Annotated in this window: 22 protein-coding genes; 20 read left to right on the forward strand and 2 right to left on the reverse strand. The window is 61.5% G+C overall.

Going from position 1 to position 24,798, the window contains the following annotated elements:
• Window positions 1-86 precede the first annotated feature (86 nt).
• The 3 genes from M516_RS0113925 (at window position 87) to M516_RS0113935 (ending at window position 4,019) form a co-directional block, all read left to right on the forward strand.
• Complete coding sequence (locus M516_RS0113925; RefSeq protein ID WP_193746976.1) at window positions 87-2,336, forward strand: ribonucleoside-diphosphate reductase subunit alpha; 2,250 nt, start codon at window positions 87-89, stop codon at window positions 2,334-2,336.
• 72 nt (window positions 2,337-2,408) lie between these two features.
• Window positions 2,409-3,440 (forward strand): ribonucleotide-diphosphate reductase subunit beta, encoded by a 1,032-nt coding sequence (locus M516_RS0113930; RefSeq protein WP_081656544.1) that lies wholly within the window; start codon window positions 2,409-2,411, stop codon window positions 3,438-3,440.
• Between the two features lie 39 nt (window positions 3,441-3,479).
• Window positions 3,480-4,019, forward strand: a complete 540-nt coding sequence (locus tag M516_RS0113935) for a dUTP diphosphatase (protein ID WP_035289728.1) — start codon at window positions 3,480-3,482, stop codon at window positions 4,017-4,019.
• A gap of 103 nt (window positions 4,020-4,122) precedes the next feature.
• Here M516_RS0113935 and M516_RS0113940 read toward each other — a convergent pair whose 3' ends face one another.
• Window positions 4,123-4,419, reverse strand: coding sequence for a DUF3846 domain-containing protein (locus tag M516_RS0113940; RefSeq protein WP_029099684.1), 297 nt, complete (start codon window positions 4,417-4,419; stop codon window positions 4,123-4,125).
• A 120-nt stretch (window positions 4,420-4,539) separates the two neighbouring features.
• On the opposite strand from M516_RS0113940, the gene M516_RS0113945 reads away from it, so the two are divergent.
• From M516_RS0113945 to M516_RS0113975, 6 genes are all read left to right on the forward strand, one after another.
• A complete protein-coding gene (locus M516_RS0113945; RefSeq protein ID WP_029099685.1) occupies window positions 4,540-5,205 on the forward strand; it encodes an MOSC domain-containing protein in 666 nt (221 codons plus the stop codon).
• Window positions 5,206-5,478: 273 nt separating this feature from the next.
• Complete coding sequence (locus M516_RS0113950; RefSeq protein ID WP_029099686.1) at window positions 5,479-6,573, forward strand: sulfate ABC transporter substrate-binding protein; 1,095 nt, start codon at window positions 5,479-5,481, stop codon at window positions 6,571-6,573.
• A gap of 23 nt (window positions 6,574-6,596) precedes the next feature.
• Window positions 6,597-7,442, forward strand: a complete 846-nt coding sequence (gene cysT, locus M516_RS0113955) for a sulfate ABC transporter permease subunit CysT (protein ID WP_029099687.1) — start codon at window positions 6,597-6,599, stop codon at window positions 7,440-7,442.
• Between the two features lie 3 nt (window positions 7,443-7,445).
• On the forward strand, window positions 7,446-8,306 hold the full coding sequence (cysW, locus tag M516_RS0113960) for a sulfate ABC transporter permease subunit CysW (RefSeq protein WP_029099688.1): 861 nt from the start codon (window positions 7,446-7,448) through the stop codon (window positions 8,304-8,306).
• Window positions 8,306-9,430 (forward strand): sulfate/molybdate ABC transporter ATP-binding protein, encoded by a 1,125-nt coding sequence (locus M516_RS0113965; RefSeq protein ID WP_029099689.1) that lies wholly within the window; start codon window positions 8,306-8,308, stop codon window positions 9,428-9,430. Before cysW ends, M516_RS0113965 begins: the two co-directional genes overlap by 1 nt.
• A 442-nt stretch (window positions 9,431-9,872) precedes the next feature.
• Window positions 9,873-11,486, forward strand: coding sequence for an ABC-F family ATP-binding cassette domain-containing protein (locus M516_RS0113975; protein WP_029099690.1), 1,614 nt, complete (start codon window positions 9,873-9,875; stop codon window positions 11,484-11,486).
• Between the two features lie 86 nt (window positions 11,487-11,572).
• Here the strand turns inward: M516_RS0113975 and M516_RS0113980 are convergent, their stop codons facing one another.
• Complete coding sequence (locus M516_RS0113980) at window positions 11,573-13,195, reverse strand: PucR family transcriptional regulator (protein ID WP_029099691.1); 1,623 nt, start codon at window positions 13,193-13,195, stop codon at window positions 11,573-11,575.
• Window positions 13,196-13,372: 177 nt separating this feature from the next.
• Between M516_RS0113980 and M516_RS0113985 the strand changes: the two genes are divergently transcribed.
• The 11 genes from M516_RS0113985 to M516_RS0114035 all read left to right on the forward strand — a co-directional run bounded on the left by M516_RS0113985 (window position 13,373) and on the right by M516_RS0114035 (window position 24,790).
• Window positions 13,373-13,573 (forward strand): DUF3311 domain-containing protein, encoded by a 201-nt coding sequence (locus M516_RS0113985; RefSeq protein ID WP_029099692.1) that lies wholly within the window; start codon window positions 13,373-13,375, stop codon window positions 13,571-13,573.
• Window positions 13,570-15,060, forward strand: coding sequence for a sodium:solute symporter family protein (locus M516_RS0113990; protein ID WP_029099693.1), 1,491 nt, complete (start codon window positions 13,570-13,572; stop codon window positions 15,058-15,060). Before M516_RS0113985 ends, M516_RS0113990 begins: the two co-directional genes overlap by 4 nt.
• Before the next feature lie 24 nt (window positions 15,061-15,084).
• Complete coding sequence (locus M516_RS0113995) at window positions 15,085-16,707, forward strand: amidohydrolase (RefSeq protein ID WP_029099694.1); 1,623 nt, start codon at window positions 15,085-15,087, stop codon at window positions 16,705-16,707.
• Window positions 16,704-17,963, forward strand: a complete 1,260-nt coding sequence (locus M516_RS0114000) for a M20 family metallo-hydrolase (protein ID WP_029099695.1) — start codon at window positions 16,704-16,706, stop codon at window positions 17,961-17,963. The genes M516_RS0113995 and M516_RS0114000 overlap by 4 nt, the downstream gene beginning before the upstream one ends.
• 220 nt (window positions 17,964-18,183) lie before the next feature.
• The gene (locus tag M516_RS0114005; RefSeq protein WP_029099696.1) at window positions 18,184-19,041 is read left to right on the forward strand and encodes a carbon-nitrogen hydrolase family protein; all 858 of its coding nucleotides are present in this window, start codon (window positions 18,184-18,186) and stop codon (window positions 19,039-19,041) included.
• 17 nt (window positions 19,042-19,058) lie between these two features.
• Window positions 19,059-19,745 (forward strand): GNAT family N-acetyltransferase, encoded by a 687-nt coding sequence (locus M516_RS0114010; RefSeq protein ID WP_029099697.1) that lies wholly within the window; start codon window positions 19,059-19,061, stop codon window positions 19,743-19,745.
• Window positions 19,746-19,770: 25 nt separating this feature from the next.
• A complete protein-coding gene (locus M516_RS0114015) occupies window positions 19,771-20,442 on the forward strand; it encodes a hypothetical protein (RefSeq protein WP_029099698.1) in 672 nt (223 codons plus the stop codon).
• Window positions 20,443-20,555: 113 nt separating this feature from the next.
• A complete protein-coding gene (locus M516_RS0114020) occupies window positions 20,556-20,804 on the forward strand; it encodes a hypothetical protein (protein ID WP_029099699.1) in 249 nt (82 codons plus the stop codon).
• Window positions 20,801-22,114: a sigma-54 interaction domain-containing protein gene (locus tag M516_RS0114025; protein ID WP_029099700.1), complete on the forward strand. Its 1,314-nt coding sequence runs from the start codon at window positions 20,801-20,803 to the stop codon at window positions 22,112-22,114. The genes M516_RS0114020 and M516_RS0114025 overlap by 4 nt, the downstream gene beginning before the upstream one ends.
• 150 nt (window positions 22,115-22,264) lie before the next feature.
• A complete protein-coding gene (locus tag M516_RS0114030) occupies window positions 22,265-23,341 on the forward strand; it encodes a tartrate dehydrogenase (RefSeq protein WP_029099701.1) in 1,077 nt (358 codons plus the stop codon).
• Between the two features lie 3 nt (window positions 23,342-23,344).
• Window positions 23,345-24,790 (forward strand): aldehyde dehydrogenase family protein, encoded by a 1,446-nt coding sequence (locus tag M516_RS0114035; RefSeq protein ID WP_035289732.1) that lies wholly within the window; start codon window positions 23,345-23,347, stop codon window positions 24,788-24,790.
• Window positions 24,791-24,798: the final 8 nt, after the last annotated feature.

Genomic DNA, 24,798 nt, shown 5'->3' on the forward strand with positions numbered 1-24,798 from the left:
ACTATGAAAAAGGTTCACGACATCTCGCCAGCCCTCTTTTTTCCTGGAAGGTGCGCGAGAAACACGGGAGAGGCAGGGGTGGCCCTATGAGCGCAGTAAGCACCATTCAAATCGTCAAGCGCAGCGGCGAGACGGAGGACCTCCGCATCGACAAGCTGAAAAAGGTGATCGGCTTTGCGTGCGCCCATTATCCCGCATGCGATCCGCTCGAACTGGAGATGGACGCCTGCATTCAGTTTCGCGATCGCATGACGACCAAGGAAATCCAGCGGATCGTCATGCAGACCGCCGTCGAGAAGACCAGTGTGGACAACCCGGACTGGCAGTTTGTGGCCGCCCGCCTGCTGGCGTACGACCTGTACAAGGACGCCGCCATCAACCGCGGGTACCGCGGCCATTTCGGATACGGCGACTTTGCGCAGCTCATACATACATTGACGGATAAAGGCCTCTACGGCACGTATCTGACGGAAACATACACGGATTTCGAATTGGCGGAATTGGGGGCGTACATCAAGCCGGAGCGGGACGAGCTGTTCAACTATGCAGGCCTGCGCCTGCTGGCCGACCGGTACCTGATCAAGGACTTTGGCGGCGGCGTGATGGAACTGCCGCAGGAGCGATTCATGGTCATCGCCATGCACCTGGCGATGAAGGAAAAGGACCGCCTGAAACACGCCAAGGACTTTTACGACATTCTCTCCAAGCTGGAGATTACGGTGGCGACGCCGACCCTGTCCAACGCCGGGACGCCGTTTCACCAACTGTCCTCCTGCTTCATCGACACGGTGGACGACTCGCTGTCCGGCATCATGAATACGGCCGGGGCCACGTCGATGGTTTCCAAGTATGGCGGCGGCGTGGGCATCTACCTGGGCAAGGTGCGCAGCCGCGGCGCGTCCATTCGCGGCCACAAGGGGGCATCCGGCGGCATCGTGCCGTGGACCCGCCTGTACAACCAGATCGCCATCAGCGTCGACCAGTTGGGGACGCGGGCCGGAGCCTTCGCCATCTACCTCGACGTCTGGCATGCCGACATTCTGGACTTTTTGAACCTGAAGACAAACAACGGCGACGACCGCATGAAGGCGCACGACATCTTCCCCGGCGTCTGCATCCCGGACTTGTTCATGCGGCGGGTCAAGGAGCGGGGGATGTGGTACCTGTTCGACCCGCATGAGATTCGCCAGGTGATGGGCTTTTCGCTGGAGGACTTCTACGGCGAAGAATTTGAACGGCGCTACGAGCTGTGCGTCAGCGAAGAGCGCCTGGCGATCAAGACGGAAATCCCGGCCATCGAGATCATGAAGCGGATCATGTCCAGCGCGTTTGAGACGGGTACGCCGTTCATCTTTTACCGGGACACGGTCAACCGCGCCAACCCGAACAAGCACGCGGGCATGGTGTACAGTTCCAATTTGTGTACCGAAATCATGCAAAACATGAGCCCCACGGTCTTCGCCGGCGAGGAGCTGGAGGATGGCGACGTGGTGCTGCGCTACAAACCGGGCGATTTTGTCGTGTGCAACCTCTCTTCGCTCAACCTGGGCCGCATCCGCTCGATGGACGACATCGCCCGGATCGTGCCGATCCAGATGCGGATGCTGGACAATGTGATTGATCTCAACTACTATCCTGTCAAACAGGCGGCGGTCACCAACCGGAAGTACCGCGCCGTCGGACTGGGGACGAGCGGCTACCATCAGTACCTGGCGCAGCACGGCATCAAGTGGGAGAGCGACGAGCACGTCGAGACGGCGGACAAGCTGTATGAGGAAATCGCCTACCACGCCATCAATGCGTCGATGGAACTGGCCAAAGAGAAAGGGACGTACGCCGTGTTCGAGGGCAGCGAGTGGCACACCGGCGAATACTTCGACCGCCGCGGCTATACGGATGAACGCTGGACCGAGCTGAAACGGGACGTCGCCCAATTTGGGATGCGCAACGCCTGGACGTTTGCCGTCGCGCCAACGGGCACGACCAGCCTGATCGCCGGCTCCACCGCGTCGACGGACCCGGTCTACGCCAAGTTTTTCGTGGAGGAAAAACGGAGCGGCAACATCCCGCAGACCGCGCCCAACCTGAATGACAAAACCTTCTTTTACTACAAGGAAGCGCACCGGATCGACCAGCGCTGGTCCATCAAGGCGGCGGGGGCGAGACAGCGGCACATCGACCAGTCGCAGTCGTTCAACCTGTACATCACACCCGAGATTACCGCGCCGGAGTTTCTCGACCTGTACATCCAGGCGTGGGAAAACGGATTGAAGACGATTTACTACGTGCGCAACCAATCCGTCGACGTGGAAGACTGCGTGAGCTGTTCCGCTTGACGACAAGCGCATACGCCGGTTCCCCGGTCTCTGTTGGCCGGGGAATCGAATTGCCGGAGGAGTGTGACACGCATGCAATTGGAAAAAAAGCGGCTGTTCAACGAAAGCGGCCAGCGGGGCACGCAGCGCATGATCGGCGGAAACACCACCAACCTGCGCGAGTGGAACCGGATCAAATACCCGTGGGCGGCCAAGCTGTACCGGACGATGCTGAACAACTTCTGGATTCCGGAAGAGGTGCCGCTGGCCAACGACGCCAAGCAGTTTGAATCGCTGTCCCCGGCGGAGCGGCGCGCCTTTGACAAGACCATCTCGTTTCTCAACTTCCTGGATTCGCTGCAGTCGGTCAACCTGCCGAACATCTCCGACTACATCACGGCGCCGGAGGTCTGCTCGCTTCTGAACATCCAGACCTTCCAGGAGGAGATTCACGCCCAGTCCTACAGCTACATCCTGGATTCCGTCTGCTCGCCGCAGACGCGGGAGAACATCTACGACGAGTGGCGCAACGACGAGCGGCTGTTGGAGCGGAACAAGTTCATCGCCGACTTGTACCAGCAGTTCGTGGACAACCCCAACGACGTCAACTTCGTCAAGACGGTCATCGCCAATTACCTGCTGGAGTCGCTGTACTTCTACTCCGGTTTTTCCTTCTTTTATACATTGGCGCGTCAGGGAAAAATGACGGGAACGGCGACGATGATCAAGTACATCCAGCGCGACGAGCTGACGCATGTGGTGCTGTTCCAGAACATGTTCCGCGAGCTGCGAACGGAAAACCCGGACGTCTTTACGCCCGAGCTGATCGAGGAACTGCGCGGCATGTTCCACACGGCGGCCACGCACGAAATCCGCTGGGGTCAATACGTGACCAACAACGAAATCCTCGGGATCAACAACGACATCCTGGAGCGGTACATCAAATACCTGGCCAACCAGCGGCTGAAGGCGCTCGACCTGGAGATCCTCTATCCCGCGCATACCGAACACCCGATGAAGTGGGTGGACAGCTTTGCCAACCTGAACCAGACCAAGACCGATTTCTTTGAGCAAAAGGTGACCAACTACACCAAATCGAGCGGCTTGAATTTCGGCGATCTGTAAGGAAAAAAACGCGTACACATCAGCAAGGAGAGACCTGACATGAGCACAATCGCAATCAACCAACGGCTTGTTGCCCCGGTGAAAATCAAACGGCTGCACGAAGACGCCGTCATTCCCCGGTACGCGCGGGCGTTTGACGCCGGCTTCGACCTGGTGGCGGTGGAGGACGTCTTGATCCCGCCCGGGGAGACGGCGAAGATTCCCACCGGGCTTGCCTTCGCCCTGCCGGACGGCTATGAGCTGCAGGTGCGGCCGCGTTCCGGCATCAGCGCCAAGACGAAACTGCGCATCAGCAACGCGCCTGGTACCGTAGACGCCGGCTACCGGGGGGAAGTGTGCGTGCTGATGGACAACATCCGCACGCCGTCCGGCGAAGTGGGTCATACCTGCCTGGACGTCAGCGAAAAACCGGCGACGGTCGACCGGGAAGTGGACCGCCACACCTACCTGATCCGCAAAGGCGACCGCATCGCCCAGGGCGTGCTGGCCCTCGTCCCGCTGGCACAGTTTGAAGTCGTGGACGAGCTTGACGAGACGGAGCGCGGCGCTGGCGGGTTTGGCAGCAGCGGCGTCCAGTAAGGCAGCCGGACCGGCTCCGAAACAGAAAACCCCTGTCCTCCTTTTACCATGAAAGGGGGCAGGGGTTTGGTCTTTTGTTTGGCTGCGGAATTCGAATTCAGCTCTAGCCAGCCAGATAGCGGCGGACCGTCTCGATGTCCTCCTCAGTGAGCGACGTGCCGTCTTCCTTGACAAAGACGCATGGCCCGTAGACCCAATCGAGGTAGCCGTCGGTGGTCACGGGAAAGTTGTTGGCCTCGACGCCGCGGGCCTCTTCGTTGACGATCAGCGAGAAGCCGGGGAGGCGGTCGTCGCGCACCACGTCGTAGTCGCCGCCGACCAGTTCGCTCAGCTCGTCCGCACCGGCAATGGCGACGGGCTCCGCTTCCTCGTGGGGACGTTTGATCAGAACGGTAATCACGGGGTATCACTCCTTCTCCTTTATCATAATCGAAAAGAAGGACGGACGCGGGATGTCGGAATCATCCGTTCATTCTGACAACAGCCGGAGGACTCTTCCCCGTGGTACAATGAGCAGAAAATGGAAGGGGAGGTCGTCTCCGTGGAAGTGATATCCGTCAATGCGGGCAAACCGCAGACCGTGACATATCAGGGCAGGGAGCTGAGCACCGGGATATACAAACAGCCGGTCACAGGTCCCGTCTATCTGGACTGGGCGCAGTTGGAGGGGGACGGACAGGCCGACCTGCGCTACCACGGCGGTCCCGACAAGGCCCTCTGCGTCTACAGCGCCGATCATTATCCGTATTGGGAAAACGTGCTGAAACGGCCGTTGGCTCCCGCCGCATTCGGGGAAAACATCACGGTTCGCGGGCTCACTGAAGAAGAGGTGTGCATCGGGGACATCTTTCAGTTGGGAGAGGCGGTGGTGCAGGTGAACCAGCCGCGCCAGCCCTGTTTCAAACTGAACGTCAGGTACGGTCGTGTCGATCTGGTGGTTCTTGTACAGCAGACCGGCTTCAGCGGCTTTTACTTCCGCGTGCTGCAGCCGGGCCTGATCGGGACAGACATGCCGTTTCGCCTGCTGGAGCGGCAGCAGCACGAGGTAAGCGTCGCCTTTGTCAACCGGATCAAGTATCACGACACGGACAACCGCGCCGACATTGAGCGGATACTGGCGGTGAAGGAACTGGCTGACAGTTGGCGAGCGTCATTCGAATCGAGACTGCAGGCAGGGAAAGCGTAAACGGACAGGCCGCTTCGGCTGTCCGTCTTTTTTTTGCCGATCGCCGGCTGCCTTGCCGGATCGCGCGGAATCGATGCGGCGCCCAAGCCAAGGGCGCCGTTTTTTTGCGTGCCGAGACGAACGCTGCCCATGCCGGCCGCATAGGGTAGATTGACGTTACCGGGCGCCAGCCTGGGTAATGGGGAAAAAAGTGTTGACAGGGAGAAAATAGGGGAAATACAATACATATAATTCCGATTACATTACTATGACTTTTCTGGGGGAGAAACTGGCATGGAACGTACGAAACATGTTCGTCAACCGTTTTACACCAAACTGCTGCCGATCGTCCTGGCGTTCAGTCTGGCCGGCTGCGCCGGATCGCCGGGCGGACAACAGACGCAGTCGGGCGGAGAGCAGGCCAAACCGGGCGGTGAGCAGGCTGCCGCAGCAGGTTCGAGTGTCGAGCTTCTCAACGTCTCCTACGACCCGACCCGTGAATTGTATCAGGACGTCAACGAGCACTTTGCCCAGTACTGGAAAACGAAAACGGGGCAGACCGTCACCATCAAGCAGTCCCACGGGGGATCGGGGAAGCAGTCCCGCTCCGTCATCGACGGACTGGAGGCGGACGTCGTGACGCTGGCCCTGGCCTATGACATCGACGCCATCGCCCAATACGGCCTGCTGCCCGCCGACTGGCAGAAGCGCCTGCCGGACAACAGCTCGCCGTACACGTCCACGATCGTCTTCCTGGTGCGCAAAGGAAACCCGAAACAAATCAAGGATTGGGACGATCTGGTGAAGCCGGGCATCTCCGTTATCACCCCCAATCCCAAAACATCGGGCGGCGCCCGTTGGAATTACCTCGCCGCCTGGGGATACGCGCTGAAGAAACACAACGGCGACGAGAAGAAAGCCCAGGAATTTGTCACCGCCCTGCTGAAAAACGTGCCGGTGCTCGACTCCGGCGCCCGCGGCGCCACCACCACCTTCGTGGAACGGGGCATCGGCGACGTGCTGCTTGCCTGGGAAAACGAAGCCTATCTGGCGATCAACGAGCTGGGCAAGGACAAATTTGAAATCGTCAACCCGTCCGTCAGCATTCTGGCGGAGCCGCCTGTCGCGGTCGTAGACAAAAACGTCGACAAGCACAACACGCGGCCGGTTGCCGAAGCGTATCTCCAGTTCCTGTACAGCAAAGAGGGGCAGGAGCTGGCCGCCAAACATTACTACCGTCCCCGTTCCGAAGAAGTGAGAAAGGCGCATCAAGCGGAGTTTCCCGACATCGAGCTGTTCACCATCGACGAGGTGTTCGGCGGCTGGGAGAAAGCCCAGAAGATCCATTTCGCGGACGGAGGCGTGTTTGACCAGATTTACCAACCTTGATTTTGCGGTAGGGAGTGCCATCCATGAACAAACGTAAGCGAGCCAAATGGATACTGCCCGGATTTGGCCTGACCATGGGCTATACCGTGATTTACCTCAGCCTGCTGGTGCTGATCCCGCTCTCCGTCCTGTTCCTGAAGACCTCCAGCATGACGTGGGAACAGTTTATCGACACGGTGCTGAATCGGCGGGTGATTGCGTCGTTTCAGGTCAGTTTCCTGACCTCCTTTTTCGCGGCGTGCCTGAATGCGGTGTTTGGCGTGCTCGTGGCCTGGGTGCTGGCGCGGTACCAGTTCCCGGGGAAGCGGGTGATTGACGGGATCGTCGACCTGCCGTTCGCCCTGCCCACCGCCGTGGCGGGGATCGCGCTGGCTTCCATTTATGCGGAAAACGGCTGGATCGGCCAGTGGTTTGCCGTCTGGGGGATCAAAATCGCCTATACGCCGCTGGGCATTTTCGTGGCGCTGACGTTTATCGGACTGCCGTTCGTCGTCCGAACCGTCCAGCCGGTCCTGCAGGACTGGGACAGACAAGTGGAAGAAGCGGCGGCGACGCTGGGAGCGACGCGGTGGCAGACGTTCACCCGCGTGATCTTGCCTCATCTGCTTCCGGCGGTGGTCACGGGATTCGCTCTGGCGTTTGCGCGAGCCCTGGGCGAATACGGCTCTGTCGTGTTCATTTCCGGAAACATGCCGCTGAAGACCGAGATCGTACCGCTTTTGATCATGACCAAGCTGGAGCAGTTCGACTACACGGGGGCAACGGCCATCGCCTCCGTCATGCTGGTCGCCTCCTTTGTGATGCTTTTGGTCATCAATTACCTGCAGTGGAAGACGAATAAATTGAACGCCGCCCGATCGGAGGGATAACCTGTGACCAATCAGACGGAACCTGTTGTTGTGCGCTGGCTGTTGATCGGCTTGGCCCTCGTCTTTTTGGGATTGTTCCTGATTGTTCCCTTGATCGCGGTCTTTTCCCAAGCATTCCGTCAGGGGGTGGACGTGTTTCTTCAAGCGGTGAGCGATCCGAATACGCTCGCCGCCGTCAAGCTCACCCTGCTGACGGCGGCGATCAGCGTCCCGCTCAACGTCGTGTTCGGGCTGGCAGCCGCGTGGGCCATCGCCAAGTTTTCCTTTCGCGGAAAAAACGTGCTGCTGACGCTGATCGACCTGCCGTTTGCCGTCTCGCCGGTCATTTCCGGACTGATTTTCGTGCTGCTGTTCGGCAGTCAGGGGCTGTTCGGCCCCTGGCTGGAGGCGCACAATCTGAAAATCATCTTCGCCGTGCCGGGCATTGTGCTGGCGACCACGTTTGTCACCTTTCCGTTCGTCGCCCGTGAGCTGATTCCGGTCATGGAGGCGCAGGGGAAGGACGAGGAGGAGGCCGCGCTGTCGCTGGGGGCAAACGGCTGGCAGACGTTTTTCCGCATCACGCTGCCCAACGTCAAGTGGGGCCTGCTCTACGGGGTGATCCTCTGCAACGCCCGGGCGATGGGGGAGTTTGGCGCGGTGTCCGTCGTCTCCGGCCACATACGCGGCCAGACCAACACCCTGCCTCTGCACGTGGAGATTCTGTACAACGAGTACAACTTTGTCGCCGCGTTTGCCGTGGCCACGCTGCTGGCCGCCCTGGCGCTGGTGACGCTGGTGGTCAAAAGCGTCATCGAATGGAAGACGGAGCGGCACGAGCAGGCGGGGGAACCTCAGTTTCATGCGATGGGAGAGGCTAGCTGATGAGCATACAAGTGGTCAACATCACCAAATCGTACGGGTCGTTTACGGCCGTCAACGACGTCAGCCTGGAGATTCCCGAGGGAAAGCTGGTCGCCCTGCTGGGGCCGTCCGGCTCGGGCAAGACGACGCTGCTCAGGCTGATCGCCGGCCTGGAGTCGCCGGACCGGGGGCAGATCTACTTCAACGGGGAAGACAACACGCATCGCGACGTGAGAGAGCGGCGTGTCGGGTTTGTCTTCCAGCATTACGCGCTGTTTCGGCACATGACCATTTTTGACAACGTCGCGTTCGGGCTGACCGTCCGCCCGCGCAAGGTGCGGCCGACGAAAGAAGAGATACGCGAACGGGTTCACGACCTGTTAAAACTGGTTCAGCTTGACGGATTGGCCCACCGCTATCCGTCCCAGCTTTCCGGCGGGCAGCGGCAGCGGGTCGCGCTGGCCCGGGCGTTGGCCGTCGAGCCGAAGTTTCTCCTGCTGGACGAACCGTTTGGGGCGCTGGACGCCAAAGTGCGGCAGGAACTGCGCCGCTGGCTTCGCCGCCTGCACGAAAAACTGAAGCTGACGATTGTGTTTGTCACCCACGATCAGGAAGAGGCGCTGGAGCTGGCCGACAGCGTGGTGGTGATGAACGAAGGGCGGGTGGAGCAGACCGGATCGCCGCAGGAGGTGTACCACCGGCCGGCCAATCCGTTCGTCTACGGTTTCCTGGGCAGGGTCAACCTGTTTCAGGGGCGCATCCGCGGCGGCAAAGTGACCCTGGGGGATGCGGAGTTTGCGGCGGAGTGGGCGGATCAGACGGAGGAACTGCCAGCCGTCGGCTACGTCCGTCCGCACGATGTGGAGCTCAGCCGGACGCCGCAGCACGCGCAGAGCCTGGCGGCCGAGGTGCGGCACATCTACGCGCTGGGGTCGCTCATGCGGCTGGAGCTGAAACGGCTGGATACCCAGGAGACGCTGGAAGCGGAAGTGAGCCTGCAGCATTTTGCCGAGCTGAACGTCCAGACGGGTGACACCCTGTACGCCACGCTGCGCAACGTGTACGTATACGTGGAGCCGGAGAACCGGTTTGTCCAGGCGGCATTGCCGGCTGCCTCCGCTCTGGCTCTCCGGGCAAACGGATAGGGAATGAACAAGGAAAAAACCGGTCTGCCGCGTGCGGACCGGTTTTTTGCGACAGCTATTCCCCGTGCTGCTTGGAGCGCGTTTCTTCTTTACTGATCGTGTTGGAGGACCGGGTCTGCGGCGGATTTTCCTTGCCGCCCCTCTCGTTTTTGACGCCGTTATGCTTGGACATGTGCTTCCACCCCTTTCCGCGATTGGCATGGTCTGCATCTGTAGTGTGCCCGCGGCGCCGTTCTTCTATCAGAGGGGAAAGGGACGCGCCGCCGTCCGCAGGCGTCCGCCGTCCATGCCGGCGAAAGACGACAACGCCGCCCACCATCAGGCGTCCGCCTTCATGCCGGCTACAGCCGACGACGCTGCCCGCCCGACCCGTTTTTTTGCAAAACGGAGCCGACTCTGCTATGATAAATGTTTGAACGATTGGAAAAAGGCAGGTATTGCGATGATTAGTACACATAACGTGACGCTGCGTTACGGCAAACGCGTCCTGTTTGAAGACGTCTCCATCAAGTTTACGCCCGGCAACTGCTACGGCCTGATCGGCGCAAACGGCGCCGGGAAGTCCACGTTTTTGAAAATCCTCGCCGGAGAAATCGAGCCGACCAGCGGACACGTTTCGGTGACGCCCGGCGAACGGATCGCCGTGCTGAAGCAGAACCACTTCGAGTTCGACGAGTACGAGGTGCTGAAAACCGTCATCATGGGCCACAAGCGCCTCTACGAGATCATGGAGGAGAAAAACGCGCTCTACATGAAGCCGGACTTCAGCGAGGAGGACGGCCTGCGCGCGTCCCAACTGGAAGCGGAGTTCGAGGAGCTGAACGGCTGGATGGCCGAAGCCGACGCCGCCGAACTGCTCACCGGGCTGGGCATCCCGGCCGAGCTGCACGACAAGAAGATGAAGGACCTGACCGGTAACGAAAAAGTGCGCGTGCTGCTCGCCCAGGCGCTGTTTGGCAACCCGCACATCCTGCTGCTCGACGAGCCGACCAACCACCTGGACATCGAGTCGATCCGCTGGCTGGAAAACTTCCTGGCCGACTACGAAAACACGGTCATCGTCGTCTCCCACGACCGTCACTTCCTGAACAAGGTGTGCACGCACATCGCCGACATCGACTACGGCAAAATCCAGCTCTACGTGGGCAACTACGATTTCTGGTACGAATCCAGCCAACTGGCCCTGAAGATGGCCAAAGAACAGAACAAGAAGAAGGAAGAAAAAATCAAGGAACTGCAGGAGTTCATCGCCCGGTTCAGCGCCAATGCCTCCAAGTCGAAGCAGGCGACCTCCCGCAAGAAGCTGCTGGAGAAAATCACGCTGGAGGACATCAAACCGTCCAACCGCCGCTATCCGTTCATCAACTTCAAACCGGATCGGGAAGCGGGCAAGAACCTGCTGGCGATCGAGGGCTTGAGCAAGACGGTCGACGGCGAAAAGCTGTTTGAGAACCTGACGCTTACGATCAACAAAGGGGAGAAAGTGGCCTTTGTTGGCCCCAACGAGCTGGCCAAAACCACGCTGTTCCGCATCCTGATGGGCGAAGTCGAGCCGGACAGCGGCACGTTTGAGTGGGGGGTCACCACGTCCCGGGCGTATTTCCCGAAAGACAACTCCGAGTATTTCAACACCGACCTCACCCTCGTCGACTGGCTGCGCCAGTTTTCCAAGGAGCAGGACGAGACGTTTATCCGCAGCTATCTCGGCCGGATGCTCTTCTCCGGCGACGAGTCGCTAAAAAAGGCAAACGTCCTCTCCGGGGGCGAAAAGGTGCGCTGCATGCTGGCGAAAATGATGCTCTCCGGCGCCAACGTGCTGATTCTGGACGAACCGACCAACCACCTGGACCTGGAGTCGATCACGGCACTGAACAACGGGCTGATCGACTTCGAAGGCACGATCCTGTTCGTCTCCCACGACCACCAATTCGTGCAGACGATCGCCAACCGCATCATCGAAATCACACCGAAAGGCGTCATCGACAAGCTGATGACCTACGACGAATACCTGGAAAGCGAAGAGATCAAGCGGCTGCGCGAAGAACATTACGCGTAAGGCCGGATCGTTTTCCCCGAAGGCCCCCGGCTCTTCCCTGTGAGGAGCGGGGGCTTTTCGCGTCCGCCGGTCGGCGGAAGGAGGGCTCACCCGGCGCTGCGCACGGTCAGCGCGATGCGAAACAGAAGCTGGTCCCGGCCGCACTCCGGCTGCAGGCCGGTCAGCTCGCGGATCAACTGCAGCCGGTACTTGACGGTGTTTTTGTGCACGAACAGTTTTTCCGCCGCCGCCGCGTGATTGCCGTCGGCCTCCAAAAACGCGCGCAGGGTGCGAACGAGCTGCCCGTTCCGCTCCCGGTCGTAGCGGCTCAGACTGTCCAGGTATTCATCGGCCAGGCGACTGGCTTCCTGTTCGGGGCTCGCTGCGAACAGCACCCGTTCCAGACCCAGCCGGGCAAACCATCGCACGACCAACGGCGCCGATTGGCCGCCGGCGGGGGCGGTCGGGACGGCGTTCAGGGCGGCCCGGCACGCGATCACCGCTTCCCGGTAACTGTGCGGGACGGCCTCCAAGCCGGGATGGAGGCGGCCGATGCCCAAACAGAGCGGGCGCGTATGACGGCGGGAGATGCGCTTAACGCTCTCCACCGCCTCGGGGGATGGCTCCGCCGCCCCTGCGTCGGCGGGGAACAGGAGCAGGATCCGGTTCTCACGGTCCAGGCCGCAGAGGACGGACGGGGAGATGTGTTCCCACTCGCTCCGCAGCGCCTCTAATAGAGCGGCCCGCTCCTTCCAGGTGTGCATGATGTCGGGAGCGCCGGCGTCGCTCAGCACAGCGGCCGCATAGTGGTCCGCCAGGCTCCAGCCGGCTTCTTCCGCTTTGCGGTAGAGGAGGTCGCGCGAACCGTCACAGCCGGCGACCAGCAGGTGCAGGAAGTCGTTGCGAAACCGCTGGCAGGCCGCCGCGACCGTCTGATGCCGCTCGATTTCCAGCGAGAGCAGCGCGGCCGTCTGTTCAATCGCCACCTTTTCCCACGGGTGGAGGTCACGTTCCACCTCCCACAGCAGGATGGCCCCCTGTGTTTCGCCGTGGTGCAGAAGCCAGCGGATCAGGTGACGATCCCGGTAACGCGTGAGGGGCTCACGGGTGGGCACATTCGGGCCTGTCCGGCCGAGCAGCTTTTCCAGCGGCGGCGCGTGGGTGACGGTGGCGGGTACGTCCAGCCTTTTGCGAGGGGTGCGCAGGTAGATGCTGACCGGCCGCTCCAGGACGCGATGCAGCAGTTCGGCCAGATTTTCCACGCCGCCGCCGCTGGTGAGATGGCGGTGAAACCGTTCGTAGATCGCGTGGGTCCGGTCCAGTTCCTGCCGCTGTTTGGCGTTGATGTAGCTGGTGACCGGCACGATCACGTCCGACCAGCCCTTTTCCATGGGAAACGAAAGCACCGGCATCTGCCTGTCGATGGCACGGGCGATCACCGCTTCCGGGAGCGCGTCGACGTACCGGCCCAGCTTGATGGCAAACCCGGTCGTTCCCCGTTCCGCCAGGGCGTCGATCAACTGGATCAAGCCGGACGCGGTTTCCCGCCCCTGGGCGACAAACGGAAAACCGGTCGTCAGGACAAATTCTCCCGGGCGTAGCCAGCGGTGGCCGTCGGGCGAATCAAACGACGTGACCCCGCGCAGTTCCTTGTCCAGAAACGCTTCCCCGGCCAGCACAGCAGTGGTGTCCATGCCGGCCACCTCGATCAATTCACGCACAGTAATCATCTGACCCCTCCCCATACGTGCATGTGTCGTTCATCCGTTGGTCCCGCGGACAAAAAGCGCCGGTTCTTTCTGGCTGACGGGACAAAGGAAAAGAGTGAATCTTTCGATAATAGTAGCATACAAGTCCGAAAAGCCGGCCGGCAATGGGACAAACCGCATACCAAAAGGGGGATGAGGATGAAGGTCAAACACGCGCTGGGCGCGCTGCCGTTTATCGGGATGCTGGGCGGGGTGGCGTTTGTCAACCGGGTGGAGCCGTACGTGTTGGGCATGCCTTTTGTGCTGTTTTGGATTGTCATGTGGGTGGTGCTGACCTCGCTCATCATGTTGGCCGTCAACAAGCTGGACCAATCCGACGGGAAGGGGGAGAAACTGTGAATCCGGCACTCGTCATCCTCTTTCTGTTTCTCGCCCTCTCGCTTTACCTCGGCATCCGCGCCCAGAGAGGAAAAGACATGAACATGGAGCAGTGGACGGTAGGCGGCCGCGGCTTTGGATCGGTCTTCATCTTCCTGCTCGTTGCCGGCGAGATCTACACCACATTCACGTTTCTGGGCGGCAGCGGCTGGGCGTACTCGAAAGGCGCCCCCGCCTACTACGTGCTGGCGTACATTTCGCTTGCGTACGTGCTGTCCTACTGGCTGCTGCCGCCCATCTGGCGGTACGCCAAGGAGCACAGATTGGTTTCCCAATCCGATTTTTTCGTCAGCAAGTACAACAGTCCGGTGCTCGGCATCCTCGTCTCCACGGTCGGCGTGCTGGCGATCATTCCGTACCTGGTGCTGCAGTTCAAAGGGTTGGGGATTATCGTGTCGGAGGCCTCGTACGGGATGATTGCCCCGACGGCCGCCGTCTGGATCGGCGTGCTGGCGGTGACCATCTACGTCATGATCTCCGGCATTCACGGCTCCGCCTGGACGGCCGTGATCAAGGACATCATGATCTTCTTCGTGGTCGTCTTCCTCGGCCTGTTTCTGCCCTATCACTACTACGGCGGGATTCAGCCGATGTTTGAAGCGGTGGATGCGGCCAAGCCGGGCTTCTTGATTTTCCCGGCCGAAGGGATGAGCATCTCCTGGTTTGTCTCCACCGTGCTCTTGACCGTGTTCGGGTTTTACATGTGGCCGCATACGTTCGGCTCCGTGTTTTCCGCCAAAAATGAAAAGGTGTTTCGCAAAAACACGGTCGTGCTGCCGCTCTATACCCTGATGCTGCTGTTCGTCTTCTTCGTCGGATTCACCGCGATCCTGCAGGTTCCCGGACTGCAGGGAGCGGAGGGCGACCTGTCGCTTTTGCGGCTGTCGATGCGGACCTTTGACCCCTGGGTGGTGGGACTGATCGGCGCGGCCGGTTTGCTCACGGCACTGGTGCCCGGGTCGATGCTGCTGATGACGGCAGCCACCCTGCTGGCCAAGAACGTCATCCACGTGTTTGTGCCGGCGTCCTCGGAAGAGCGGATCGGCCGCATCGCCAAAGGGCTGGTGCCCGTACTCTCACTGATCTGCCTGTATTACACGCTGAGCGGGGGAGAGGCGCTGGTCACGCTGCTGTTGATGGGATACAGCCTGGTGACGCAGTTGTTTCCGGCGCTGCTGTTCAGTCTGCCCGCACGTCCGCTGGTCAACAAGTACGGGGCGTTCGCGGGCATTGCCTGCGGCGTGCTGACGGTTGTCTACGTGACGGTGGCCGAGGTGACGATAGGCACCCTGTTTCCCGCGCTGCCCGCCTTCATCAAGGACATCAACGTGGGTGTGATTGCCCTGCTCATCAACGTGGCGGTGATGGGGGCGGTCCATGTCCTGACCGCCCGGCTGACAGCGTCCGGGACCCGTGCCGCGGCGGCGGAAAAGTCGCCGACAATCTAGGAGCAGGAAAGGGGAGGACACGACATGGCTGACATCGTTTTTCTGAACGGACAGGTAGTGACGGCAGACCCGCAAAACCGCGTGGCGGAAGCGGTGGCGGTGAGCGGAAACCGGATCGCCGCCGTGGGCGGAAACGAAGAGATGCGCCGCCACGTGCACGAGGGCACGCGCGTGATCGATCTGGAAGGCAGGAGCCTCCTGCCGGGTTTTATCGACGCCCACCTGCACATCACACTCTACGGCACAAACAAATTGGGGGTGGACTGCAAGGCGGCGGGCATCGACTCGGTGGACGGCCTGCTGGAGGCGTTGAAGCGGCAGGCGGAGCGGACGCCGGCGGGAGCGTGGGTGCGCGCCTCCGGATTTGACGAAAACCGGATGAAGGAACGGCGTTACCCCACCAGGCGGGAACTGGACGAGGTGTCGACGGAACATCCCATTTTCGTGATGCGGACCTGCGCCCATCACTCCGTCGTCAACAGCCGGGCGCTCGCCTTGGCCGGGTTTGACGAACGCACGCCCGATCCGCAGGGGGGACGGCTTGACCGGGACGAGACGGGGGCGCTGACGGGACTTTTGGTGGAGACGGCGCACATGAAGATGTTTGAAACGGCAGCATTCAGCGAGGAAGAGTACCGGAGAGCCCTGCGCCTGGCTTCGGACGACTTTGTGGCGGCGGGCATCACCAGTGTGCACGACGCGGGCGGATACGGGCCGGACAACCTGCGGGCGATGCAGAAAGCGGTGCGGGGCGGCGACGTCAAAGTGCGGATCTACGCGATGATCTGCGCGCTGAACGAGTCAGACGCCTTCGTCCGCCGCATGATGGAGGCGGGTGTCGTGACAGGGCTGGGAGACGAGCGCTTTCGGATCGGCCCGGCCAAAGTGTTCGCGGACGGAGCCAGCATCGCAGCGACGATGGCGATGCGGCAGCCGTACGACAGCCGTCCCGGCGACTGCGGAATCCTCTACTACAACCGGGACGAGCTGCATACGATTTTGGGAGAAGCGCATGCAAAAGGGTTCCAGATTACCGCCCACGCGCAGGGGGACCGGGCCATCGACATGCTGCTCGACTGCATCGAGGACGCGCTGCGCAAACATCCGCGGGACAACCACCGCCACCGCATCGAGCACGCCGGCGTCTCCGCCCCCGACCTGGTCGAGCGGATGGCCCGTCTCGGCGTCGTGCCGATTCCCAATCCCGCCTTTCTCTACGAGTACGGCGACGGCTACGTCCGGAGCATCGGCGATCGGGCCGGCCACATGTATCCCGTCGGCGACTTTTTCCAAAGCGGCATCGTGTCGGCAGGGGCGTCGGACTGCCCGGTGACGGATTTTTCGCCGCTGTTGGGCATCCACGCCGCCGTCAACCGCAGGAGCAAAAGCGGCCGGGTCGTGGGGGACCGTCAGCGGATCGGGGTGATGGAGGCGATCCGCCTGTTCACCGTAAACGGCGCCTACGCCAGCTTTGAAGAGGACATCAAAGGCAGCATCGAAGCGGGCAAACTGGCCGATCTGGTCGTCTTGAACGGACGGATTCTCGACGCGGCGCCGGAGCGGATCAAGGACCTGCATGTGGAGCTCACCATGATCAACGGGGAGATCGTCTACCAAAAACAGGGCAGGGAGGTCATGAAGGGATGAATACCGAGGCAGGATCGCTTGCGATCAACCGCGAACGGCTGCAGCAGCGAATTGACGCATTGGCGCGGATCGGGAAAATCGGGGAGACGGGGGTGTGCCGACTGGCGCTGTCCCCCGAGGACCGGGCGGGCGTGGAACTGGTCAAACGCTGGATGGAAGAGGCGGGACTCACGACGTGGATCGACCACTTCGGCAATCTGATCGGGCGGCTGGAGGGAAGACAGCCGGATGCGCCGGTGCTGATGATCGGCTCGCACATCGACTCCCAGCCGTACGGCGGCCGTTTTGACGGCACGATCGGCGTGCTCGGCGGGCTGGAGGCGGTGCAGACGATGATCGAGACCGGCTTTCGGCCGGATCGGCCGGTTGAGGTGGTCGCGTTTTGCGATGAAGAAGGCTGCCGGTTTCAAAAGGGGCTGTTCGGCTCTCGCGGCATCCTCGGGCAGTTGGAGCCCGAAGAGTTGGAACGTACGGACAAAAACGGCATCTCGCGCAGACAGGCCTTGATCGACTTTGGCTGTGACCCGGAGCGGCTTGCCGACTCTGTCTATCCGGCCGGGTCGATCGGGGCGTATCTGGAACTGCACATTGAACAGGGACCGGTGCTGGACCAGGCGGGGCAGCCCGTCGGCATCGTCACCGGCATCTCCGGACCGCTCTGGTGGACCGTAGAATTTGCCGGCTTTGCCGGTCACGCCGGCTCCGTGCCGATGACGATGCGGCGCGACGCTCTTTTGGGGGCCGCCAAGGTGATTGCCGCCCTCAACGAGATTGCCGGTCAGGACCCGAACGCCCCCACGGTCGGAACGGTCGGCCATCTGGAGGTCTTCCCCGACTCGCGCAACATCATCCCGGAGCGGGTCCGGTTCAGCATCGACCTGCGCGACATCGACCTCGACCGGCGAAACCGGCGGGAGGCGGAACTGCGCGAGGCGATCGAACGGGCCGCGGTCGAAGGCGGACTCACGTACACGATCACCGAGGACACGAACAGCGAGCCGCGCTACTGCGCCGAGTGGATCAAGGCAGTGATGCGGGAGGAGAGCGGACGGATGGGCCTCACGCCGCCCGAGCTGATGAGCGGCCCGTTCCACGACGCCCTGGCGCTCTCCTACGCCTGCGAGTACGGGATGATTTTCGTCCGCTGCAAGGACGGCATCAGCCACAACCCGCAGGAGTATGCCTCCCCCGAAGACATCGCGCTCGGCACCGAACTGTTGTACCGCACCGCCTCGCGGGTGGCCGCGCTGGGGTAGGCGGCAGCGATCGCCGGCTGTCATGGGTTTCGGTAAAAAAGCAGTTCTTCCACCATCAGAGCCAATCACCATTTGTCTGCACGGCCGTCTGTCCCGGTACAGACGGCCGTGAGCCGTGTTCTGGATTCCCGCAGCGAAAAGTGCAGCTACAGGAAGACTTTGGCCCGCTTTTTTGCTATAGTTTAGCTATCATGAATTTCACAAGGAGGAAGTCGTCTACATGAAGATGCGCGTTTCCGCGGTGCAGTATCACCTGCATACCATACAAAGCTTTGACGAATTTGCCCGCCAGGTGGAGCACTACGTGAAAACGGCGGAGGAGTACGAAACGGAGTTCCTGCTGTTTCCGGAGCTGTTCACCACCCAACTGATGTCGATCGGCGACGGCAAAGGCAGCGCGCTGCCCATTACCGCCCTGCCATCTTTTACGGAGGACTACGTCAACCTGTTCTCCACGCTGGCCGCCCGGCACGGCATGCACATCATCGGCGGCACCCACATTATTGAAGAAAACGGCCGGCTCTACAACACGGCCTTCCTCTTTTACCCGGACGGACGTGTCGGCCGTCAGAAAAAGGTCCACATCACCCCGTGGGAAATCAAGGGGTGGAACATGGGCGCAGGAGACGGCCTGGAGATTTTCGAGACGGACAAAGGGAAAATCGCCATGATCATCTGCTACGACATCGAGTTTCCCGAACTGGTGCGGATGGCCAAGGCGCGCGGCGCAGACGTCATCTTCTGCCCGTCGTGCACCGACGATCGGCACGCGTTCCACCGCGTCCGCTACACCAGCCACGCCCGCACCATTGAAAACCAGGTGTACGTCGTCGTAACCGGCACCGTCGGCTCGCTGCCCACGGTCGATTTCATGCGGGCCAACTTCGGTCAGGCGGCCGTGCTGACGCCCAACGACGTGCCGTTCCCGCCGCGCGGCGTCCTGGCCGAAGGGGAGATCAACCACGACATGATCGTCACCGCCGACCTGGATCTGCAGCTCCTGTACGACGTGCGGGAAAAAGGCTCCGTCACCACCTGGCGCGACCGCCGCATCGACCTGTATCCCGATTGGAAGTAAAGCGGGGAGGGAGAGCCATGTACCGCAAAGAGCTGTACGTCTTTGATCAGGACAAGCCGGTAAAGGCGGTCATCCGCAATTACACGCGGGACGACTTTGCCGAGCTGATCCGGATCCAGCAGGAGAGCTTTCCGCCGCCGTTTCCCTCGGAACTGTGGTGGAACGAAGAGCAGTTGACCAACCACGTCACGCTGTTTCCCGAAGGAGCCGTCTGCGTCGAGGTGGACGGCGTGCTTGCCGGCTCCATCACCGGCCTGCTGGTCACGTTTGACCCGGCCCACCCGGACCACACCTGGGAGGAAGTGACCGACAGCGGCTACATTCGCAACCACGATCCCAACGGCGACACCCTGTACATCGTGGACATCTGCATCCGTCCGTCCCACCGCAAGCTGGGGCTGGGCAAATGGATGATGCAGGCGATGTACGAACTGGTCGTCCACAAGGGGCTGAAGCGCCTGTTGGGCGGCGGCCGCATGCCCGGCTACGGCCGGTACGCCGACCAGATGACGGCGGAAGCGTACCTGGAAAAGGTGGTGGCGGGGGAATTGAAGGACCCGGTCGTGACGTTTCTGATGCGCTGCGGCCGTACGCCCCTGAAAGTGGTGGCCAACTACCTGGAAGACGAAGAATCGCGCAATTACGCCGCGCTGATGGAGTGGAAAAACCCCTTTTTCCACCACGAGACGGAAGCGCGCCCATGAACCATTGGCTAGGAGGAATTGTTCCGTGCAGTACATTCGCATTCAAAGCATTGACGATCCCTTGTTTGCCCGTATGCACCGCCTGATGCAGGAGGTGTTCCCGCCGGAAGAGGTGCTGGCGTTCGACTTGTGGAAGGAACCGCTGGAAGACCCGGGCATCCGCGTGTTTGTGGCCGTCCACGAAGGAGAGGTCGTGGGAGCGACCGAGTACCGCTACTACGCAGACCTGAACGTGGCCATGACCGACTTTACGATTATCGGCCGGGAGGGGCTCGGCATCGGACGTTTTCTCGCGCGTGAACGGCAAAAAGACCTGAACGCCCTCGCCGCGGCCAACGGCAAGCAGTTGTACGGCATGTTCGCGGAGATTTACGATCCGTATCGCGTCGAGGATCACGTGTTTGGCGGGATCAAGCCGATGGACCCGTTCGTGCGGCGGGAAGTGCTGTCCCATCTCGGGTACAAGCGGATTGACTTCCCGTACGTCCATCCTTCCTGGCAAAATGACGGCGAGGCCGTCACCGGTCTCGACCTGTGCTTCCTGCCAACCGACGAGGACCAGGACAGCCTGGAAGCCGATCTGATCGTCACCTTCCTCACCCGCTACTACGCCGTCCTGCCGCAAAAGCCGCAGGCGTGGGTGGAGATGGTGGAGCGGCTGTCCGGGATGGACCGCGTCGCCCTTCGCCCGATCTGACGGGAAGCTGTCGGCCGTCCGCAAAACTCCTGTGAAGCCTGGGACGCTTCACGGGAGTTTTTTGCACCGGTACGAAATAAACCCGCTCGTGCGGGAAAAAGGAGAGACGGGAATTGAATGCGCACAATCTGGCCGCTATTCTGCTGTACGTGGCTGTGCTCTTCCATCTGCTCGGGATGAGCGGGTGGGTGGTCCCCGAGATGGTGCAGCCGATTCAGTTGGCCACGCTGGGCTTGATGCTGGCGGCGCTGGTGTCCCTGAGGAAGAAGAAGCGCAGGACCAAACGGCGGACGGTGCGAAAACCGCCCGCAGAAGCAAACGCCCTGGTGGAACGGGCGCAGGAGGGGGATTCGGCGAAGTGAACAGCAGCATCCACATCCAGGCCATTTTGGACGCGTCGCATGACGGCATCATCGCCGTCGACCGGGATTCCACCGTCATCTGGGTGAACAAGAACGCGATCGAAATCCTCGGCCTCCCCGCCGACATCGTCGGAGAGAAGATCACCCGCTACATTCCGAATTCCGACATGCTGCGCATCCTGGCGACCGGCAAAAAGGAGATCGGCGACATCGCCACCGTGCTCAACAGGCAGATCATCATCAACCGCCTGCCGATCGTCGTGGACGGCGAGATCGTGGGAGCCGTCTCCACGTTCAAGGAGATCACCGACATTCAAAAAATGGAGATGCGCATCCGCAAGCACTGCATGGAGAGCGGCCTGGAGGCCAAATACCGGCTGGAAGACATCGTCGGCCGCTCGGCGGCGATCCGCGAGGCCAAAGCGTGGGCGGCCACCTTCGGGAAGACGGAGGCGACCGTGTTGATCACGGGCGAGACCGGGACGGGAAAGGAGCTGTTTGCGCAGGGTATCCACCTGGGCAGCCAACGGGCGGCCGGCCCCTTCATCGCCGTCAACTGCGCCGCTCTGCCCGGCAACCTCCTGGAAAGCGAGCTGTTCGGCTACGAGGACGGGGCGTTCACCGGAGCGCGCAGGGGAGGCAAGCCCGGGCTGTTCGAACTGGCCCACGGCGGCACCTTGTTCCTGGACGAAATCGGGGAACTGTCGCTGCCGATCCAGGCGCTCTTGCTTCGCGTGCTGCAGGAGAAAAAGGTGAGACGAATCGGAGGAGAGCGCATCGTGCCCGTCGACGTGCGGATCATCGCCGCCACCAACCGCGATCTGGAGCAGCAGATCGCATCCGGCCAGTTTCGCTCCGATCTCTACTACCGGCTGAACGTGCTGACGCTGGAACTGCCTCCCCTGCGGGAACGGAAAGAGGACATCCCCGACCTGGTCTGGTCGATCATTCACGAGGTGGGCGAGCGGGGAGACAAACGGATCAGGGACGTGGATCCGGCGATCTTTGCCCTGCTGCAGCGGCACGACTGGCCCGGCAACGTGCGGGAACTGCGCAACGTGGTGGAGCGAATGGTGCTGCTGTGCCAATCCGACCGCCTGGACGCGTCCGATGCAGATTATTTTGTCAGGAAAATGCAGCGTGCCCGCAGCGGGCCGCAGTCGGGAGCGTCTGACGAAGAAATGCTGATCCGGAAAGTTTTGGAAGAGACGAAGGGAAATCGGGTGGAGGCGGCGAAGTTACTCGGCATGGACAGGACCACCCTGTGGCGAAAGCTGAAAAAGTTCGGAGACGGCGGGACGCGCCGGTGAACACATGCTGCATGGATTGCAACAAATGCTGCACGTTTTGCAACGAGACGTTTTTTCACGCCACGATACGACAGAAAATTAAGAATATACTGACTTGGTATGACATTTGCAGGAGTGAAAAGGCATCCTCATTGCAAAGGAGGAGCCACGATGAACCATTACGCGGTCGCGGTCATAGCCGGTGACGGTATCGGACCGGAGGTGATGGCGGAGGGATTGGCCCTGCTGCAGGCGGCCGCCGAGATCCACGGCGGACTTGCCTTTGAGACGTCGTCCTTTCCCTGGAACTGCCGATATTACCGGGAGCACGGGCGGATGATGCCGGAGGACGGCCTGACGACCCTGCGGCAGTTTGACGTCATCCTGCTCGGAGCGATCGGCGATCCCGGCGTACCCGATCACATCTCCGTCTGGGAGCTGATCCTGCCGATCCGGCGGGCGTTTCAGCAGTACGTCAATCTCCGGCCGATCAAGCTGCTGCGCGGGCTGGAGAGTCCGCTGCGCTACAAGGGGCACGCCGATCTCGACTTTGTCGTCGTGCGGGAAAACACGGAAGGCGAGTACTCCAACATGGGCGGCCGCCTGCATACGGGCACGCCGTACGAACTGGCGGTGCAGAACAACGTCTTCACCCGCTACGGCGTGGAGCGGATCGTGCGCTACGCCTACCGCCTGGCGAAAGAAACCGGCAAGCGGCGCCTGACCGCAGCGACGAAGTCAAATGGCATCAACCACTCCATGCCGTTTTGGGACGAAATCGTCAAGGAAGTGAGCGGGGAATACCCGGAGATCGAGACCCGCCTGACGCACATTGACGCGCTGTCCGCCTACTTTGTCAGCCGCCCGGAAACGTTTGACGTCGTCGTCGCCAGCAACCTGTTCGGCGACATCCTGACCGATCTGGGCGCGGCCATCGTCGGCGGGCTGGGATTGGCCCCGTCCGGCAACATCAATCCGGAAAAGGACTACCCTTCGATGTTTGAACCGATTCACGGATCGGCGCCCGACATCGCGGGCACAGGCATCGCCAATCCGATTGCGACCATCTGGAGCGTGAGCATGATGCTGGATCACCTGGGCGAGCGTGAACTGGGCAGGCTGGTGCTGGACAGCATCGAAGACGTCCTGACGGAGCGGCGCGTCCGCACGCCGGATATCGGCGGGACCGCCACCACGCGGGAGATGGGGGAGGCCATTCGCGAACAACTTTACCGCAGGGGAGGATGACGTATGGAAGGGACACAGGCACAGGTGCATCACTACCGATTGTACATCGACGGTGAATGGGTGGAGACGGACGAGCGCATCCCCGTCACCCACAAGTATACGGGCGAGGTCATCGCCACGATCGCCAAGGCGAAACGGCAGCACGTGGAAGATGCCGTCACGCGCGCGCTGGAGACGTTCCGCCGAAGCGCCCTGACGCCGAGCCAGCGCTCAGACATCCTGCTGGAGGCCAGCCGGATCGCCGAGAAGCGGCGGGAGGAGCTGGAGCTGTCGCTGGTCAGGGAAGTGGGCAAGACGCGAAAAGACGCCCGAGGCGAGATGGACCGGGTCATCAACACGCTTCGTCTCTCGTCCGAAGAAGCGAAGCGGATCGCCGGCGAGATGGTGCCCCTCGCGGCCACGCCGGGAGCGGAAAACCGGCTCGGCTTTGCCATTCGCGTGCCCAAAGGGGTGATCGGTGCGATCACGCCGTTCAACTACCCGCTTCTCCTAAGCACGCACAAGGTGGCACCCGCCATCGCCGCGGGCAACACGGTGGTGCTGAAACCGGCGACCGCCACGCCGATCGCGTCCTTCCTGCTGGTGGAACTGCTGGAACAGGCCGGCCTGCCGAAAGGGCACGTCAACATCGTCACCGGCTCCGGCAGCCAGGTGGGAGACTGGCTGCTGGACGATCCCCGCATCGCCATGTACACCTTTACCGGCTCGGCAGAGGTGGGCGCCGCCATCAAGCAGCGCAGCGGCCTGCGTCCCGTGGCGCTGGAGCTGGGCAACAACTCCCCCAACATCGTCCACGAAGACGCCGACCTCGACCTGGCGGCTCGGCTGATCGCCCAGCGCAGCTTTCACAACGCGGGGCAGGCCTGCATCGCCGTGCAGCGGATCCTCGTGGCCGAGAGCGTCGCCGAGGTGTTTACGGAGGCGTACCTGAAAGAGGTGCGTCAACTGCGCGTGGGCGATCCGGAAGACCCGGAGACGGACGTCGGGCCGATGATCAGCGAAGCGGAAGCGATCCGGGCGGAAAGCTGGGTGCGGGAAGCCGTCGCGCAGGGGGCGGAGCTGCTTTGCGGAGGCAGGCGGGACGGAGCCGTGTTCCATCCGACGGTGCTGACGCGGACCACCCCGGCGATGAAGGTAAACTGCCTGGAGGTGTTCGCCCCGGTCGTCACGATCATCCCCTACCGCACCATCGAGGAGGCCTTTGCCATCGCCAACGCGTCCAGCTACGGCCTGCAGGCAGGCATTTTCACCAACGACCTGAACATCGCCATGCGGGCGGCGCGGGTGCTGGAGTACGGCGGCGTGATCATCAACGACGTGTCCACGTACCGCAATGACGTGATGCCCTACGGCGGCATCAAGAACAGCGGACTGGGCAAGGAAGGGCCGCGCTACGCGATCGAAGAGATGACCGACCTGCGCATGGTCGTGATGAATCTGAAACAGTAGGGGGAGAG

It is taken from the genome of Brevibacillus thermoruber 423 (assembly GCF_000454065.1).
Lineage (GTDB): Bacteria > Bacillota > Bacilli > Brevibacillales > Brevibacillaceae > Brevibacillus > Brevibacillus thermoruber.